Consider the following 16,360-nt stretch of genomic DNA (forward strand, 5'->3'; position numbering starts at 1 on the left):
CGACACTTCCTTTTTTGATCCGATTTGACTTGATTAGTATAATCATTCAACAAAAAAAGTTCAACCGCGGTTCCTTATATACTATCTTAACAGAACGTTATAGAAGGTAAACAATTTTTCTAAGAAAAAAGCCGTCCTTAAAAAGGACAGCTTGTCTTATTTTACCCAGCCGAGCAGCATTTCGCGAATCAGCTTGCTTGCCGTATTTGCGGTTTGCTCTGAATGGTCATAGATTGGTGCCACTTCTACCAAGTCGGCACCGGCGACTTTGACGTCGGAACGGGCAATTTCATGAATCGAAGCGAGCAGCTCTTTGGAAGTGATGCCTCCTGCGTCAACCGTTCCCGTCCCAGGCGCATGGGCCGGATCTAAAACATCGATGTCGATCGTGACATAAACAGGGCGGCCGGCGAGCTTTGGCAGAATGGTTTTCAGCGGCTCAAGCACTTCGAACTTGGAGATGTGCATGCCATTTTCTTTCGCCCATTCAAACTCTTCTTTCATCCCGGAACGGATTCCGAATGAAAAAACATTTTCCGGACCGATCAATTCCGCCGCCTTTCGGATCGGTGTTGAATGTGAGAGCGGTTCTCCTTCATATTCGACGCGAAGGTCTGTGTGCGCATCCATATGGATGATGGCAAGGTCGGGATATTTTTTGTACATCGCTTTCATGACCGGCCATGAAACGAGGTGCTCTCCTCCCATTCCGAGCGGAAACTTTCCTTTTTCTAAGATGCTGTCGACATATTCTTCAATCATGTCAAGGCTGCGCTGCGGATTCCCGAAAGGCAGCGGGATGTCGCCGGCGTCAAAGAAATGAACCTCATCAAGCTCTCTGTCCGAATAAGGGCTGTATTCTTCAAGGCCGATGGACACCTCGCGGATTCTTGCCGGCCCGAAGCGGGAGCCTGGACGATAGCTGACCGTCCAGTCCATCGGCATCCCGTAAAGGATGGCGTCCGCCCCTTCCCAATCAGGACGGCTTGCAATAAATACTTTGCCGGAATATGCTTCATCAAATCTCATCTCATGAACCTCCTGAAAAAAGCGCAGAATCGTCTTCTGCGCAAACTGTTTTTATTTGATTAAGTCGCTGACGAATTTCGGAAGAACGAATGCCGCTTTATGGATCTCTTTTGTATAGTATTTCGTATCGATATCAAAGAAGCGGCTGTCCTCCACTGCAAGAGGATCGTATTTTTTCGAACCGATTGTAAACGTCCACAAACCGCTAGGATATGTCGGAATGTTGGCCAAATACAGCTTTGTAATCGGGAAGATCTCCTTTACATCACGCTGAACATTTGTAATCAGTTCAGGCGTAAACCAAGGGTTGTCCGTCTGGGCGACGAAGATGCCGTCTTCTTTCAGCGCTTTTGAAATTCCTGCATAAAAGCCTTTTGAAAATAAGTTGACAGCAGGCCCTACCGGTTCCGTAGAGTCAACCATGATGACATCATACTCATTTTCCGATTTGGCGATGTGCATGAAGCCGTCATCGACTTTCACTTCAACGCGCGGATCATCAAGTTTGCCGGCAATGGAAGGCAAAAACTTTTTGGAGTATTCAATAACCTTGCCGTCGATATCGACAAGCGTCGCTTTTTTAACCCCCGGATGCTTTAAAATTTCTCTGATAACGCCTCCGTCTCCGCCGCCGACAACAAGCACCTGCTCCGGATTCGGATGCGTAAACAGCGGAACATGGGCCACCATTTCGTGATAAACAAACTCATCTTTTTCAGATGTCATAACCATGCCGTCCAAAAACAGCATGTTTCCGAATTCCTCCGTCTCCGCCATTTCGAGTTTTTGAAAGTCTGTTTGCTCTGTATGTAAAGTCTTGTTGATTTTCATCGTAATGCCAAAATTTTTCGTTTGCTTCTCTGTATACCAAAGTCCGCTCAAAGCGTCATCTTCCTTTCATGTTAAGCTGTATTTCCATCTATTTTTCTCGTCCAAAGCGACGATTATTCTGCCTGCAGCATCGGTTTTACCTAAGGAGAAAGTATAGAGGAATTAAGGATAATTGTAAAGACAGATCGTCCCATTTCAATCCGTTGTCTTGTGATAAAAATATTCCCATTGGTTCTTTTTTCATTTATAATGGCTAAGCTTATCAACAGTATGTGACAAAGGGGAGAGAGCCCCTTTATTCATAAGCTCCTTGGGGGTATTGCTTTTATGATCAAACATGTTTTGACACGGTATATATTCGATCGGCGAAAAAGGTTTTTCTCCGCTTTTTTGCTGATTGGCGCAAGCCTTTGGTTTTTTGAGCCTGTTTATATCTGGCATTCCGCTTCTCCATCATTGCTCGACTGGCTGCTGGAAGTGAGCGGCTCACTCTTTTTGCTCCATGTGATCGCTGTTTTGGCTGCAGTATTATTATTTTTCGGCGCCACACAATGGCTGAGTTCATCCGGCATCTTATCGGCGAAGCGCAGCAGACTGTTTTTGGCATACGTCTCCCTCGGGACGTTCACCGCCGCTTTTGTGATCATCAGTCTATTGTTTTGGAGCGTCATGATTGGCTGGTTTAAATTTAACGGGTACGGCTCAGCAAATATTCACCCCTTTTTTGAATTAGCAAGCTCACCTGTTTTATTGGTTGCATCTCGTTTGTTCATTGATTGGTGGTCGCTTTGCTTTCTGATTTTTCTGGGGCTCTCGGGGGCATTGGCCTCCAAAAAAAGACTGCTCTCATTATGGCTGCCGCTGTTATGGACCAGCGGCTTATTAGCCCTTTTCAAACTAAATGTCTCCTTTAATGGGCTGCTGCCTGCGGAAGGAATGCTGCTGTCCATCCATGCAAACGGAGCCTCGCTATTGATGATCACGTCGGCAAACGAAGGAGCCGTTCTGATCTTATGGTGTATTTTATATCGGGTCATTGAGAACGGAAGATAAAGACGCATGTTAACATGCGTTTTTTCTTTTAGGCTTGTTTAAATCCTCCTCTTTTTCCTCATAATGATAAGAACATTTTATTTTTCTGGGAGGAGATTTTAGCATGGACATGATGACGGACAAGCGGGTCCGTTTGACCATCAAGACGATACGGGCTTTTTTGTTCATGGGAGCATTGCTGCTGATCTTCCTTTCAATCATCATCATGACGGTGGTGCTGGCCGCCAAATGGCAAGGCGCCCCTTCCATCCAAGTGCCAAGATCCACCGTACTTTATGACGGAAACGGAAAACAAATGGGTGAAACCCATTATGGACAAAAACGGTATTGGGTATCGCTGGAGGACATAAATCCAGCCGTCATTGATGCGACGCTTGCCGTTGAAGACCGGAACTTCTTCCGGCATCACGGTTTTGACTATGTGCGGATGGCCGGAGCCGTCATTGCCGATCTGAAAGCAATGTCCAAGGTTCAAGGAGCCAGCACCATTACCCAGCAATATGCGAGAAACCTCTATCTCGGGCATGATAAAACATGGAAAAGAAAGTGGAATGAAGCTTTTTATACGATACGCCTCGAACAAAACTATTCAAAGAAAGACATTCTGGAAGGCTATTTAAATACGATTTATTACGGGCACGGGGCTTACGGAATAGAAGCCGCTTCCCGTTTGTATTTTGGAAAACGGGCCAAGGATTTAGGTACGGCGGAGGCTGCGCTGCTTGCCGGCATTCCAAAAGGGCCGTCGGTTTATTCTCCATTTGCTAATGAAAAAAAAGCGAAAATGCGGCAGGAAATGATCCTGACGATCATGGCAAAAGAAAAAAAGCTGACGAAAAAGGAGGCGGCAGCGCTCAAAAAAATGCCGCTCTCTTATCAAAAGCAGGCTGAGCAAGAGACGAAGAAAACCGCTCCATACTTCTATGACGAAGCCGTAAAGGAAATTGCCCGGGTACTTCACCTGACACCAGAACAAGTGGAAAGCGGCGGCTATAAGGTTTACACAACGCTAAACCCCCGCCTGCAGAAAATCGCCGAGCAGACGATCGAGAATACAGTCGACTCAGAGTCCGATATCCAAGCGGGATTTGCCGCGGTCAATCCATATGACGGCAGCGTTCTTGCGCTTGTAGGAGGTCGCGATTATCAAAAAAGCCCATTTAACCGCGTCACACAGGCAAGACGACAGCCCGGGTCAACGATGAAGCCTTTTTTGTATTATTCGGCCATCCAAAACGGATTTACGCCCTCAACACGGATGAAGAGCGCTGAAACGACATTTGAGCTCGGACAGGGAAGCGCCTATTCTCCAAGCAATTATCACGGCTATTATGCGGACGGTCCCATCACCCTTTTGCAGGCTTTGGCCCTGTCGGATAATATTTACGCGGTGAAGACACACCTCTTTCTCGGCATGGACAAACTGGTCGGCGCCGCCAAGCGGTTCGGCATCACAAGCCCCCTGCAAAAAGTGCCTTCACTGGCTCTCGGAACATCTCCTGTGAAGCCGATTGAAATGGTAAACGGGTACGCGATGTTTGCAAACGGCGGAAAAAAAGTCGAACCTTCTTTCATTACGAAAATCACTGATCCAAACGGAAAGGTGCTTTACGAAAAACCGAAACGGCACAAACAGGTCCTTGATCCTAAAGCCGCTTTTATTACGGCGGACATGATGACCGGAATGTTTGACAAATCCCTTAACGGCTACACATCAGTCACCGGCCGAACGATCGCTGATAAACTGACACGCCAATATGCCGGAAAATCGGGAACGACCAGTACAGACAGCTGGATGATCGGCTTTTATCCCGGCCTCGCCGCCGGTGTATGGACCGGTTATGATAAAGAGCGGACAATCGATGCCGTAGCCGAAAAAAACTATGCGAAACAAATCTGGGCAGATTTTATGGAAAGGGCGCTTGAAGACGAACCTGCGGCAGCGTTAATCCCGCCAGAAGGCGTGAAAAGCCTGTATATCGATCCTGCAACAGGCTATGCGGCCGCACCAAGCTGTCCCTCCAAACACCTCGCTTATTTTATCGAGGGAACAGAACCTGACCAGGTCTGCTATGGAAAGGAGACCTATCAAGATAAGAAAGAAGAACGGAAAAAACCAGCGAAACCCGAAAAGCGAAAGAAATGGTGGGAAAAGTGGTTTAGGAATGACGAATAAGACTCCTAAAATAAATAAAAACCCCCGGAAATCCGGGGGTTTTTCTATTCCTGCAGCAATCCTTTTTTCAGCTCATCAGACGAACGATCCCAAAGCCCCTGATCGTGGTTTTTCAGGAAATCGGCAAGGACGCGCTTTGAATCGTCATCCATGTGAACGACGATAATCTTCCGTTTCATGGACTTATCCATGAAATTGACATGTTCGGGAAGCGACTTGTAGCCGCGGCGGATGCTTCTGTCGACCGTCATTTCACAAGCGGTCACACCAGCGTAATAAGGCCCTACTTCCCTGCGGTCGATGGTTACCCAGACGAGCCAGTAAGGCTTGCCGTTCGGCACATCCTCTTTATTCGGAAGAAATTTAATTCCTTTTTCTACAGTGCTGCGGGCATGCATGGCACCGATATCAACGAATGCTTCTTTCTCTAGAACGTCGACAAAGACGGGGGATATGTTATCAAGGCTTAAAGCGCCTGCACCAAATCCTCCGTGTCCATCCGTCGGATCGCTTTTAATGATATTGAATCCGATTGTTTTTTTCTTTTTTCCTTGTTCCATCAAAAAATACCTCCTACATCAGCGGCCGAAAAACGCTGTTGAAAATCGAAATAATCAATTCCCGCCCGTCATTCAAAAATGGCCAGAATACATATTGCCCGAGCGGTGTAATGACGATAATCAGAAAAACGAGGGAGCCGTAAGCTTCATATTTCGTCAGCTTCGCCCGCAAGTCAGGCGCGACAACATCCTGTATGACCCGAAATCCGTCAAGCGGCGGGAACGGCAGCAAATTAAAAAGAAATAAAAGCAGATTTAAATTGATCCAAATTGTAAGGAACTGAGCCAATCCGAGATAAAAACCGGAAGGCAGCACTGAAGACAGCTTTGCAGATAACAGTATCAAAATAAAACCGAGCAAAGCAAGAATCAGATTGCTGATTGGGCCGGCTATCGATACGAGAACCCCGGCAAGCCTTGGCTTTTTAAAATAAAAGCGGTTGACGGGCACCGGCTTCGCCCAGCCGAATCCCATTAAGAAAATCAAAATCGTCCCAAACGGATCAAGGTGTTTAAGTGGATTTAAAGTGAGCCTTCCCTGCCGTTTGGCCGTTTCATCGCCAAATTTGTATGCCACATACGCATGGGCAACTTCATGCACAGTAAATGCGGCAGCAAGCGTCAATACAACATATGGAATCATTTCCAGCGGATAAATAAGAAACCGATCTAAAATTGGATTTTCCCTCTTTCTCATATACAAAGATTTACTATCTTCAGTATACTATAAGAGCAACTGATCCTAAAGTGAACGAGTATTTTTTAAAAGGAGGAAAAAACATGCCATACGTAACTGTACAAATGCTGGAAGGCCGTACTGACGAGCAAAAAAGAGACCTCGTGAAAAAAGTGACCGATGCCGTCTCTGAAACAACGGGCGCACCGAAGGAAAAAATCGCGGTCATTATCGAGGAAATGAAAAAGGAAAACTACGGGGTCGCCGGCAAACGCATGAGCGACATTTAATCAGCAAGGCGTCTGCCGCTTGATGCGGGACGCCTTTTCAGATTGTTTATACCAAGCTTTGTTTCCTTCGATCTTCTTAATCCCAGACATCGACTGAATATGTGCACTCATCGTCTATCATGCAGCGGATTCCGCTTCCCTTCCCAGCCTTTTACAAAAAAGCAAAACAAAAAAACCTGTCCATTCGACAGGTCTTTTAACAAAGGTCTCTGAGCTTTTTGATGTAAGCGACAGCCTCATCAAATTCTTCGTCTGTATATCGCTGTTTGCTTTTGATTGTAAACACTTTGTCCCTGATCTCTTTCTGATCCAATCCTTCAAAATAAAGAATCGTAGAAACCAATTCCAAAAACCGCGAAGACTGGCGGTTGACATCATCTATATAGGCTTTAATATCCTGCATGTCCAGCTCACATTGGTTGAGGAATTGGCTTCCCGCCTCTGTGGGAGAATACCGGTATTGGTAATACCCGCCTTTTTTCTCTTTAACTTCATGGAGAAACCCGAGATTGCAAAGTTCTTCAACCTGAAGCGTCAGCTCCTCCGAGTACGGCCCGTAAAAATGGAAGTCGTATTTCTCATAAAAGGGAAGATCCAATTTTTTAGCGATATAAATGATTTTTTGCAGCTTTTTTCGCCCGATAATTTCTCCCGAATCTGAGAAGACCTTCATCAGCTTTGCATGTTCTTTTAACAAATCCCCGACATCTCCTTCATCCTTTTCTTTCTATGTCAGTCCGAGCAGTTCTTTCATTCTTTTTGCGTGCAGCCCGTCAGGCAATTCTTCAATAAGGTCAAGCGGGAAATAAAGTTTATGGTCTGTTCTCCGCTTGCCGGAAATTGCGTCAACAATGTCAGACTGCCGCGACAGTTCCTTAATCTGGCCGCTATTGGTCAGCAATTGGATCGGGAGGCGCTCTTCTTCCTCTCCCGGTCTGTAGAAGTCATAAGGAAGGTCTGAGGAGGAATCCACCACAAGATAATAATCGGGATTTATGCCTGATTTTTTAAACAGTGCGGTCAGTTCAAAGTAAGTCGCCATCTCCTCATTTGGATTAAATTCAGCATACTGGAACAGCCTGCGATTGATAAAACGGCGGCATAAATCGGACAGAATCTCATCCTCTTCATTTTCCCAAGCCTGAAAGTAATATAGAATAATCGATTCATCAAGACTCAAATAGTCCTCAAGTGTGACACTGCCTTCAAAAATCGAGTAAAAGTGGACAGGAGCGTGCGAGAAAATGTAGCCGTCCTGATGAAGCTGTTTTGCGCGGTGGAGGATCTTCGTCAAAATCACTTCCGCACTTCTTGTCACCGGATGAAAATAGACTTGCCAGTACATTTGGTAGCGGCTCATAATATAATCTTCGACAGCATGCATTCCGGTTTGCTTAATGACGATTTGGTCTTCACGCGGACGCATGACGCGGAGAATCCGCTCCATGTCAAAATGGCCGTAGCTGACGCCGGTGTAGTATGCGTCGCGCTGGAGATAGTCCATTCGGTCAGCATCGATCTGACTTGAAATCAGGCTGACGACCTGTTTATTTTGGTAGGTTTTCGCGATGACTTCGGCAACGTCTTTTGCAAATGTCGGACTCACCTTTCCGAGCACCTTGTTAACCTCTGTATCGCCTAAAATGATCGCTCTCGTAAAGTCTTCATGATCAAGGCGAAAAACTTTTTCAAACGAGTGGGAAAACGGTCCATGCCCCAAGTCGTGCAATAACGCGGCACACAAACATAGGTCTCGTTCGCTGTCGTCCCATTCCTCCCTGCCTTTAAAAACGTCGTCAACCATTCTTCTGACAATTTCGTAGACGCCGAGAGAGTGGTTGAAACGGCTGTGCTCGGCTCCGTGAAATGTCAAATAAGTCGTGCCCAGCTGCTTGACTCTGCGCAGCCTTTGAAATTCACGGGTGCCGATCAAATCCCATATCAGCTTGTCCCGCACATGGACGTAGCGGTGAACAGGATCTTTAAACACTTTTTCTTCTGATAATTTTCCGTTTGGATACGCCATTTTTGTCCCTCTTTTTTTAAACGTGAGGCAAACTGATTGCTGCCAATCCGTCTCTATTTCGTCAACATGTGTTTCGGAAAAACTAAATTCAGCGTTCTCTATAGATTGCAGTATTACCCGATCAGCTTGTTTTTTTTAAGGTCTGTTTCTATTATATCGGGTCTGTTTTTTTGAAAACATCCTTGAATTTACCGGCGAATTTGTTCCAAACTGCAAAAATGCCGGCAAACAAGCAAAAACGCCTGACCCATAGGGGAGGCGGTTATTTTTTGACTTTCTTTTTCACTTTTTCGATCAGCTCATCTTCATCAGGAGCTGACAGCGGACGATTATTGACAAACGCAAACGATTTTTTCCGTCCCGGACCGCAGTAAGACTGACAGCCGATTTCCACTTTCGCATCCGGATCGATTTCTTTTAGACGGGGCAAAAGCGTTTTTAAATTAGTGGCCTGACAATCGTCACACACTCGAAATTCATTAGCCATTTCATACGCTTCCTTTCGTTTTGTTCATCTGTCTTTATGGAAGGCATTAAAATTGTGCCGAGCATTAAAAATGACACCGTTCTTCATTTTACAAGGATTCTTTCATTCCTGCAAGGCGGCTGCTAAAAAAATCACTTCCTATTCTTTTAGCAAACTTGTATAAATATTTCCAAATTGGACAATCTAATACCAATACTAACATTGGGAGTTGAGAAGTGATGAAACAAAGACAAGACGCCTGGTCTGAGGAAAACGATTTATTGCTGGCCGAAACCGTTCTAAGGCATGTCAGAGAAGGCAGCACACAGCTGAATGCCTTTGAAGAAGTCGGAGACAAACTGAATCGGACATCGGCCGCCTGCGGTTTTAGATGGAACGCGGTCGTACGCCACCAATATGAAAAAGCCCTGCAGCTGGCAAAAAAACAGAGGAAGCAAAGAATGCGCGCCCTCGGAAACGGTCAACCTGCAAAGAAACGACTTTTGTATAAACCGCCTGTCGAAACAGCGGAAACAGACGCTGAACCGCCGGCCGAAACAGCCGTCGAGCAAAAAAGCGGACATGAGGAAACAAGCCAGCCGCAAACGCCGATCGCAAACGAGCATCTGCCTTATGTAGATGAAAGCTTTAAAGAAGAGTTAGCTAGCTTATCACACCTTCTATCGCCAAAACAGGAGAATGCCGGACAAACTGCCGCTGCGCCTGCAAAACTGACGATGGATGATGTCATTCGCTTTTTGCAAGAATATACCGGGAACCAGGAGCATACTGCCGCATTGAAAATGGAAAACGACCGCTTAAAAAGGGAAAATGAAGACTTGACGAAAAAAGTGGAAAAACTCGAAGCTGAAGTCAAAAAGCTTGAAAAAGACCAAACAACCATCCAGGAAGACTACGAAACGCTCGTCAAAATCATGAACCGTGCAAGAAAGCTAGTTTTATTTGAAGAAGACGAGCACGCCGCTCCGGCATTTAAAATGGACCGGAATGGAAATTTGGAAAAAATGGCTGAATAGCTCTCCCCCCCTCTAAAATAGGGGGGGATTTCCTTTTAAAAACCTTGATTTTATATGACAAAAATTTCATAATAGTGATAGCAATTCATAAGGCGGTAATCATGATTATGAAATTTGTGGTATATGCTGTCCAGTTCGGCACAGCGGCTCTTTTGTTTTTATTTTCCGCATTGGTCAGCTGGTATCAGGGCAGCGAGCTTTTAAACGTTCCATGGGAATGGAACTATTCAGCCAAATTTACGAAACTGATGTATGGAGCGGATTCCATTCAAAACGCGGGGGATATTTCACAGCTTGATTTTTTCGTTTACGCAGCTAAACACACGCCTGCTTCCGTCGTTTTAATGGCTGTAAGCTTCATTTATATCATGATACTGGCTTGCTGTCTTCTCCTAAAAACCTATTTAAAACGCCGAAAAAGCGCGTTGCACAAAGCATAAAAAGGCTCTGGATTTTCTCCGGAGCTTCAGATTGTTGACAAAATCCTAAAACGGTTTAAAGTTTTAGGATTTTGTCATCCTTTTCAGCGTGACCCGAAACCCTTGCAGTCTAGGAAGGACGAGCATCGGGTTTTCACAGGACGTGATGACGGCGGCGTTCAGGCAGGACGCCTCACCGTTCCTTCCTTGAACGTGAGTACCGACTCAGCAGGCCTGACAACGAATGCGAGGGTTTGTCGACACGCTGAGGCTCCGGATTTTCTCCGGAGCTTTTTTTCTATCCAAACACCTTTTCATTCCGTTCGATCATACGGAGCAGATTTTTCTCATACTCGGTCTCTTCATCAGCTGAGAGCGGTGCCTGAAACATGTCTCCGCACAGTTCTTTCAGCTCTGTCAAAAGGGCGAGCATCAGATCCTGGACCGAGATTTCTTTGTTGAGAAGCTCTGAAAGCGACGCCATCGAATCGGGGCGGATATCCGGGTAAACGGCTTTCGTTTTGCCCCGCATCTCTTTTAATGAGATGTCATAAAAACATTTAATGAGCTCTGCACGTTCGCTGCCGCTACGGTCGGCGCATAAATAAATCTGGACCGCCACTCCGCCTCTCAGCCGCCTTTGTGAAATTCCGGCAAATTTTTTGCCGCCTATGCTCAAATCGTAGCTGCCCGGACAGTAGGACCCGGTGATTTCATAAGCTTTCACCTCTTTGCCATACGGTGACAGTATTCTTTTGATCAGCTCAAACATCGCTTCATAGCCGCGGTCAATGTCGATGCCGTTTTTTTTGTCCTGAAAAATCAGCGATACATTTAATACTCCGCTGTCCAACACGACTGCAAGTCCGCCTGAATTGCGGACGATGACCTTATAACCCGATTCCTCAAGAAATGAAATGCCTTCCTGCAAATAAGGAAGCCTCGTATCCTGAATACCGAGCACGATCGTGTCATGGTGGACCCAGGAACGGGCGGTCGCAGGAGACACTCCTTTTCCGACAGAGGCGCACAGCGTGTCATCTATCGCGAACGATTGTTTTGCGTCAAAATATGGGCCGAGACTGGATTGGTCAATGATTCTCCATTTCGGCTGGATCAGTAGATCTATCAGTTGCTTTGCCATTTATGTTGCAAACCCTTTCATTATGCATTTCAGCTATACCTATTATACCATCTAGCCGAAGGCTGTGTGGAGATTTTCTGCCTCCTGCCGTTTTCAGCCAAAAAACCTCTTAAACCGAAGAGCTTAAGAGGTTCTTTTCTTATATGATGCTTAAAGACGGTTCTTCAAGCTCTAGCGGAAGACCGACATAATTTTCTGCTAGACTTTGAGCAGCTGCTTTCGATGTCGTGACATGATCCAATTCCGCCAATTGAATTTGATAGTCAAAGGGGGTGGAGTCGTGATGACGATGCAGCATAGAAGTCATATACCAAGAAAAACGCTCTGCTTTCCAGACGCGGCGGAGGCATGCTGCGGTATACCGGCCGAGCCGTTCAGTTTCACCTGCTGCATAATAGTCATGAAGCGCTTTTGCGAGCAGCTGTACATCCGCCATGGCAAGGTTTAGACCTTTTGCCCCGGTCGGCGGCACAATATGCGCGGCATCCCCTGCCAAGAACAGCCTTCCGTATTGCATCGGATCACATATAAAACTTCTCATCGACACGATGTTTTTTTGAATAATCGGACCTTCTATCAACTTCCACCCGTCATCGGCCGACAGCCTTAGCCGAAGCTTTTCCCATATTCGCTCATCCGGCCAGTCATTCATAGAGTCTGACGGGTTGACTTGCAGATAAAGGCGCTGAATGTCCGGCGTTCTGGTGCTGAGAAGGGCAAAGCCGTCTTCATGATGCGCATAGACAAGCTCAGGCGCAGATGGCGGCGCTTGCGCCAAAATGCCAAGCCAGCCATATGGGTACGTTTTTTGGTATTCTTTGCGAATCTTCTGTGGAATGCTTTGCCTGCTTGGGCCGTGGAAGCCGTCGCAGCCCGCAATGTAATCGCAGATCAGCTCTTCTTTTTCTCCATTTTCATTTTGATAGTGGATTTTGGGCTCAGATGAATCAAGATCAGACAAGCGCACATCAGAAACATTAAAAAACATTTCCCCTCCCGCTTTTACCCGGGCGGCAATTAAATCCTTCAGCACTTCATGCTGGGGATAGACCGTAATATATTTTCCTCCCGTCAGCCGATGCATATCAATTCGGTGCCGTTTGCCGCTAAAGCGGATTTCAATCCCTTTATGAAACATGCCCATTTTCATCATTCTCTCCCCGGCGCCTGTTTCATTCAGCAAATCAACGGTCATCTGTTCAAGAACGCCGGCCCGGATTGTCTTCTCAATCTCTTCCCGGGAGCGGCATTCGATGACGACCGCTTCGATCCCCTTGCGGTGAAGCAGATGGGCCAGCATAAGCCCCGCCGGCCCCGCTCCGATGATTCCCACATGTGTCCGCAATATCTCTTCCTCCCATTGGTTTATATTTTTAATTCGCTTCTCATTTGGCTCCGGCGCTTTTCGGCAGGAATGAAGTCAAATTTCGCATGATTCTCTTGGACCAGCAAGATGCCGAGTGCAGCAAAAAGGCTTGGGACGGCAAAGATCATAAACGACTGCTTCGGATCAATGCCGGAAGCAAGGATCAATGCGAAAAGGGAAGGCGCGATGATGGCTCCGATTCTGCCGATTCCAAGCGCCCAGCCGATTCCGGTGGCTCTGATTTCTTTCGGATAATACTCGGAAATATAAGGATTGGCAATATTCTGCGTACCTACAGTACAAGCTCCGCCGAGTGCAATCAGCAGGTACAAAACATAAGGATTCACCGTTAAACCAAAGGCTGCAAAACAAAAAGCCCCAAGCATATACATGACAGCCAGCACTTTTTTATGGCCGGCCTTATCCGCCAACCTGCCGCCGATTAAAGCGCCGGCGGCTTGGCCGATGCACAGCGCGAGATTGAACGACAAACTTGACGATACTCCGTAGCCCGACGCCTGCATCATTTTTGGCAGCCATGTATTTAAACCGTAGACCATCATGAGGCAGCTGAATACAGACAGCCAGAAAGCGAATGTGCTGGCGGCGCGTTTTTGTTGGAACAGCTTTTTAACAGGAAAGCCTTTCGTTTGGTCTGCATGGCCGGATAACTGAAAATTGTCGCTTTCTCTATATTGTCCGTCAGGATGTACTTTGTTGAGAATCTCGGCCAGCTTTTTTGTCTGTTTTTTCAGCATGTAAAAAGAAAGGGATTCAGGAAATTGCCTGAAAAAGAAAGGCAGTACAAACAAAGGAACGGCGCCGATCAAATACAGCACCCTCCAGCCCGCGTGGGGCACTGCCAGCATGCCGATGAGGGAAGCCAGCACTCCGCCTGCGGAATAACCGCAATACATGGCGGCGACAATAACCGCTCTGTTTTTTTTCGGTGAATATTCGGTCATCAGTGAAATGGCATTCGGCATCAATCCGCCCATTCCAAGCGCTGCAATAAAACGCATGACTGTAAATAGCAGCGGAGAATCAATCATTCCCGAACCTGCAGTAAATAGGCTGAATAGAAAAATGCAGATGCCAAGCACCTTTTTGCGGCCAAATTGATCGGCGACCGGCGAAAAGATCAGTGCCCCCAGCATCATGCCGATCAAAGTATAGCTGCCGATCGCCCCGGCTTGAATTGCTGTTAAATTCCATTCCTCCATCAGCCACGGCAGGCTGACGCCGTACATGGCAATGTCATATCCATCAAAGGCGATGGCGAAAAAACACCAGAAGAAAACAGTCATATGGACTTTGTTCAATTTGCTGGCTGCCATGACTTCTCCAGGATGGATTGAATGATTTCTCATTTTTTTCCTCCATCTCATGATAAATTGATATGAAGAACAGATTAACGCACAGTATCTTTTTCAGTGAGCCTGACAGATCGGGCAGCTGAACACATCGGTTCAAAAGCCATGACGACATTGGAACTGCCTGATGATTGGCCATACCCGTAAAATGTACTTTTGCAGCCATCCTCAAGCACGCCCAAAAGCATCGCAATATGACGGCCGCCGGCTTCGAGTCCGGCATTTTTGGCATATTGAGGAAGCATCAATTTTGCAGATACCAGATCATTGTCCGTTAGATAGGTTAAAAATTGTGCATCAAGGGCCTGCTCCGCCAAAGTCGGCATGCATTCCGGCCCCCTCACCAAGTGATGGCTGAGAGCGCCGCTGCTGATAAATACGGTTTTCTTCCCGCTTTCTTTCAGCACTCTTCCGGCAAGCTGTCCCCACAAAAACGTTTCTTCCAAATTCGCGGCCAATGTTACCGATAAATCGATAACCGGAATATCGCCTTTTGGAACGAGATAGCGGAGCGGAACGACGGTCCCGTAATCCCAGCAATAAACGGGATCGTTTACAGGGATGACGGGAAGCCCTCCTTTTACGCCTGCTTCCGCCAATTGCACCGCCAGTTCATTGTCTCCCGGATAAGAATACGGAACATCGGATATTAAATTCGGACATTCAAGCGCTGTCAAAACCCCTCGATGATCAGGTGCCGCATCCACAAGATGATCGAAGCTCGACGTCCAGTGGCAGGAGATCATGACAACAGCGTCAGGCTGTATTTTTTCGATCATTCCGGAAAGGCGCTTCATTCCTTTTACAAGCTCCTTTTGAAATTCAGGCGTTTTCTCTTCAAAGCACATTCTCGGTGTATGCGGAACAAGTGCTGCCATTTCAATCGACATGTTTATTCCTCCCATAACCCTTTTTTTACGGTTTCGCTTTTGAAGCCGGGATTCCGCCTATTCCCCAGTGGCTTTTCGGAATCTCTGTGACGAGAACGCGAACGTTTTCTTTAGGAGCATCCAAAGTGGCGCTCACCGTTTCTGTCACATGTTGAATGACCTCCTCGACCTTTTCCGGCGGCCGGCCTTCTAATAGTTGAATGTGAACGATCGGCAAAATATCTCCTCCATTATGAACAGACTGCAAATGAAACGTCTCCGAGCCCTTCAACTTGTGCTGAAACGCTGTCACCAGGCTTAAGCATGACAGCTCCCGTTACACCGCCTGTCAAAATAATGCTCCCCGCTTTTAGCTTCTGTTTTTTCCTTGCGAGCATATTGGCGAGCATCGCTGCTGAATTGGCGGGATGACCCACGACGGCGGCGCCTGTCCCCTGCTCTTTGATTTCGCCGTTGATCATTAAAGAAACTTCGGCTGACTCAAGTTTCAGATTTTCCGGCTTTTTGATCCTTTCACCGAACACGACCCTTGAAGAAGACGCATTATCCGCGATGACGTCAGGCAGTGTAAAAGAAAAATTCTTATAGCGGCTGTCGATGATTTCTAAGGCGGGTATGAAATAATCGGTCGCGGCGAGAACCTGCTCACCCGTAATGCCAGGACCTTCAATATCCTCCCCCAGCAAAAAAGCAATCTCTGCTTCGACTTTTGGGTGGATCAGCTTATCCATATTGATATGTCCGCCGTTGGGCACGATCATATCTTCAAAGATATAACCATAGATCGGTTCTTCCACATTCATTTGCTGCATTTTCGCCCGGCTCGTTAAGCCCATTTTCGGACCGATGATCCCGCTGCCGTGCTTCAATTTCAGTGAAATCAGCTCTTCCTGTACTCGATAGGCATCTTCGACCGTCATATCCGGATAGTCGCTTGTCATTCTTTCGATCTCCCGGTTTTCCGCTTCAGCAAAATATAACAGCCGTGCCGTTTCTTTTAATGCAGTGGCATTCATTCCGCTCT

18 protein-coding genes are annotated in these 16,360 nt (G+C 46.7%); 5 read left to right on the plus strand and 13 right to left on the minus strand.

From position 1 onward, the window contains the following. Window positions 1-156: 156 nt before the first annotated feature. Both speB and speE read right to left on the minus strand, forming a co-directional pair. Window positions 157-1,029 (minus strand): agmatinase, encoded by an 873-nt coding sequence (speB, locus tag RBH91_RS20685; protein ID WP_307892777.1) that lies wholly within the window; start codon window positions 1,027-1,029, stop codon window positions 157-159. A gap of 51 nt (window positions 1,030-1,080) precedes the next feature. Continuing rightward, window positions 1,081-1,911, minus strand: coding sequence for a spermidine synthase (speE, locus tag RBH91_RS20690; RefSeq protein WP_076759406.1), 831 nt, complete (start codon window positions 1,909-1,911; stop codon window positions 1,081-1,083). Window positions 1,912-2,187: 276 nt separating this feature from the next. Between speE and RBH91_RS20695 the strand changes: the two genes are divergently transcribed. After that, the gene (locus tag RBH91_RS20695) at window positions 2,188-2,913 is read left to right on the plus strand and encodes a hypothetical protein (protein WP_307892778.1); all 726 of its coding nucleotides are present in this window, start codon (window positions 2,188-2,190) and stop codon (window positions 2,911-2,913) included. A 103-nt stretch (window positions 2,914-3,016) separates the two neighbouring features. Further along, the gene (locus RBH91_RS20700; RefSeq protein ID WP_307892779.1) at window positions 3,017-5,089 is read left to right on the plus strand and encodes a transglycosylase domain-containing protein; all 2,073 of its coding nucleotides are present in this window, start codon (window positions 3,017-3,019) and stop codon (window positions 5,087-5,089) included. 44 nt (window positions 5,090-5,133) lie between these two features. On the opposite strand, the gene RBH91_RS20705 is transcribed toward RBH91_RS20700, so the two are convergent. Next, a complete protein-coding gene (locus RBH91_RS20705) occupies window positions 5,134-5,649 on the minus strand; it encodes a YwhD family protein (RefSeq protein ID WP_307892780.1) in 516 nt (171 codons plus the stop codon). A gap of 13 nt (window positions 5,650-5,662) precedes the next feature. Next, a complete protein-coding gene (locus RBH91_RS20710) occupies window positions 5,663-6,346 on the minus strand; it encodes a site-2 protease family protein (protein ID WP_307894804.1) in 684 nt (227 codons plus the stop codon). Window positions 6,347-6,429: 83 nt separating this feature from the next. Between RBH91_RS20710 and RBH91_RS20715 the strand changes: the two genes are divergently transcribed. After that, the gene (locus RBH91_RS20715) at window positions 6,430-6,615 is read left to right on the plus strand and encodes a 2-hydroxymuconate tautomerase (RefSeq protein ID WP_076759414.1); all 186 of its coding nucleotides are present in this window, start codon (window positions 6,430-6,432) and stop codon (window positions 6,613-6,615) included. Between the two features lie 196 nt (window positions 6,616-6,811). Here RBH91_RS20715 and RBH91_RS20720 read toward each other — a convergent pair whose 3' ends face one another. The 3 genes from RBH91_RS20720 to RBH91_RS20730 form a co-directional block, all read right to left on the minus strand. Next, complete coding sequence (locus RBH91_RS20720; RefSeq protein ID WP_148956930.1) at window positions 6,812-7,312, minus strand: YwgA family protein; 501 nt, start codon at window positions 7,310-7,312, stop codon at window positions 6,812-6,814. Window positions 7,313-7,342: 30 nt separating this feature from the next. Next, on the minus strand, window positions 7,343-8,641 hold the full coding sequence (locus tag RBH91_RS20725) for an HD domain-containing protein (RefSeq protein ID WP_148956931.1): 1,299 nt from the start codon (window positions 8,639-8,641) through the stop codon (window positions 7,343-7,345). A 262-nt stretch (window positions 8,642-8,903) separates the two neighbouring features. Beyond that, window positions 8,904-9,128 carry a YuzB family protein gene (locus RBH91_RS20730; protein ID WP_076759420.1) on the minus strand — a complete coding sequence of 75 codons (225 nt, stop codon included), beginning with the start codon at window positions 9,126-9,128 and terminating at the stop codon, window positions 8,904-8,906. A gap of 215 nt (window positions 9,129-9,343) precedes the next feature. Here RBH91_RS20730 and RBH91_RS20735 point away from each other — a divergent pair, with 215 nt between their 5' ends. Together RBH91_RS20735 and RBH91_RS20740 are read left to right on the plus strand one after the other, a co-directional pair. Then, window positions 9,344-10,144 (plus strand): RsfA family transcriptional regulator, encoded by an 801-nt coding sequence (locus RBH91_RS20735; protein WP_307892781.1) that lies wholly within the window; start codon window positions 9,344-9,346, stop codon window positions 10,142-10,144. 107 nt (window positions 10,145-10,251) lie between these two features. After that, complete coding sequence (locus RBH91_RS20740; protein ID WP_307892782.1) at window positions 10,252-10,584, plus strand: YjdJ family protein; 333 nt, start codon at window positions 10,252-10,254, stop codon at window positions 10,582-10,584. 277 nt (window positions 10,585-10,861) lie between these two features. On the opposite strand, the gene RBH91_RS20745 is transcribed toward RBH91_RS20740, so the two are convergent. From RBH91_RS20745 to RBH91_RS20770, 6 genes are all read right to left on the minus strand, one after another. Further along, window positions 10,862-11,707: an octanoyl-[GcvH]:protein N-octanoyltransferase gene (locus tag RBH91_RS20745; RefSeq protein ID WP_307892783.1), complete on the minus strand. Its 846-nt coding sequence runs from the start codon at window positions 11,705-11,707 to the stop codon at window positions 10,862-10,864. Between the two features lie 139 nt (window positions 11,708-11,846). Further along, window positions 11,847-13,052, minus strand: a complete 1,206-nt coding sequence (gene pobA, locus RBH91_RS20750) for a 4-hydroxybenzoate 3-monooxygenase (protein ID WP_307892784.1) — start codon at window positions 13,050-13,052, stop codon at window positions 11,847-11,849. A gap of 20 nt (window positions 13,053-13,072) precedes the next feature. Then, complete coding sequence (locus RBH91_RS20755; protein WP_307892785.1) at window positions 13,073-14,443, minus strand: MFS transporter; 1,371 nt, start codon at window positions 14,441-14,443, stop codon at window positions 13,073-13,075. Between the two features lie 41 nt (window positions 14,444-14,484). Beyond that, entirely contained in the window at window positions 14,485-15,336 is an 852-nt protein-coding gene (locus tag RBH91_RS20760; protein ID WP_076759434.1) for a DODA-type extradiol aromatic ring-opening family dioxygenase, read from the minus strand. 25 nt (window positions 15,337-15,361) lie between these two features. Continuing rightward, window positions 15,362-15,553, minus strand: coding sequence for a 4-oxalocrotonate tautomerase (locus RBH91_RS20765; RefSeq protein WP_148956938.1), 192 nt, complete (start codon window positions 15,551-15,553; stop codon window positions 15,362-15,364). Between the two features lie 13 nt (window positions 15,554-15,566). Continuing rightward, window positions 15,567-16,352 (minus strand): 2-keto-4-pentenoate hydratase, encoded by a 786-nt coding sequence (locus tag RBH91_RS20770; protein ID WP_307892786.1) that lies wholly within the window; start codon window positions 16,350-16,352, stop codon window positions 15,567-15,569. Between the last annotated feature and the right edge of the window lie 8 nt (window positions 16,353-16,360).

Origin of the sequence: Bacillus swezeyi, from assembly GCF_030908325.1 — a bacterium.
Classification (GTDB): domain Bacteria; phylum Bacillota; class Bacilli; order Bacillales; family Bacillaceae; genus Bacillus; species Bacillus swezeyi.

Excerpts from the sequence above, each read along its gene's own strand:
- RBH91_RS20725 (WP_148956931.1), bottom strand. The coding sequence starts at position 8,641 with ATGGCGTATCCAAACGGAAAATTATCAGAAGAAAAAGTGTTTAAAGAT.
- RBH91_RS20695 (WP_307892778.1), top strand. The coding sequence starts at position 2,188 with ATGATCAAACATGTTTTGACACGGTATATATTCGATCGGCGAAAAAGG.
- RBH91_RS20745 (WP_307892783.1), bottom strand. The coding sequence starts at position 11,707 with ATGGCAAAGCAACTGATAGATCTACTGATCCAGCCGAAATGGAGAATC.
- RBH91_RS20700 (WP_307892779.1), top strand. The coding sequence starts at position 3,017 with ATGGACATGATGACGGACAAGCGGGTCCGTTTGACCATCAAGACGATA.
- speB (WP_307892777.1), bottom strand. The coding sequence starts at position 1,029 with ATGAGATTTGATGAAGCATATTCCGGCAAAGTATTTATTGCAAGCCGT.
- RBH91_RS20755 (WP_307892785.1), bottom strand. The coding sequence starts at position 14,443 with ATGAGAAATCATTCAATCCATCCTGGAGAAGTCATGGCAGCCAGCAAA.
- RBH91_RS20715 (WP_076759414.1), top strand. The coding sequence starts at position 6,430 with ATGCCATACGTAACTGTACAAATGCTGGAAGGCCGTACTGACGAGCAA.
- RBH91_RS20730 (WP_076759420.1), bottom strand. The coding sequence starts at position 9,128 with ATGGCTAATGAATTTCGAGTGTGTGACGATTGTCAGGCCACTAATTTA.
- RBH91_RS20705 (WP_307892780.1), bottom strand. The coding sequence starts at position 5,649 with ATGGAACAAGGAAAAAAGAAAAAAACAATCGGATTCAATATCATTAAA.
- RBH91_RS20710 (WP_307894804.1), bottom strand. The coding sequence starts at position 6,346 with ATGAGAAAGAGGGAAAATCCAATTTTAGATCGGTTTCTTATTTATCCG.
- RBH91_RS20740 (WP_307892782.1), top strand. The coding sequence starts at position 10,252 with ATGAAATTTGTGGTATATGCTGTCCAGTTCGGCACAGCGGCTCTTTTG.
- RBH91_RS20760 (WP_076759434.1), bottom strand. The coding sequence starts at position 15,336 with ATGTCGATTGAAATGGCAGCACTTGTTCCGCATACACCGAGAATGTGC.
- RBH91_RS20770 (WP_307892786.1), bottom strand. The coding sequence starts at position 16,352 with ATGAATGCCACTGCATTAAAAGAAACGGCACGGCTGTTATATTTTGCT.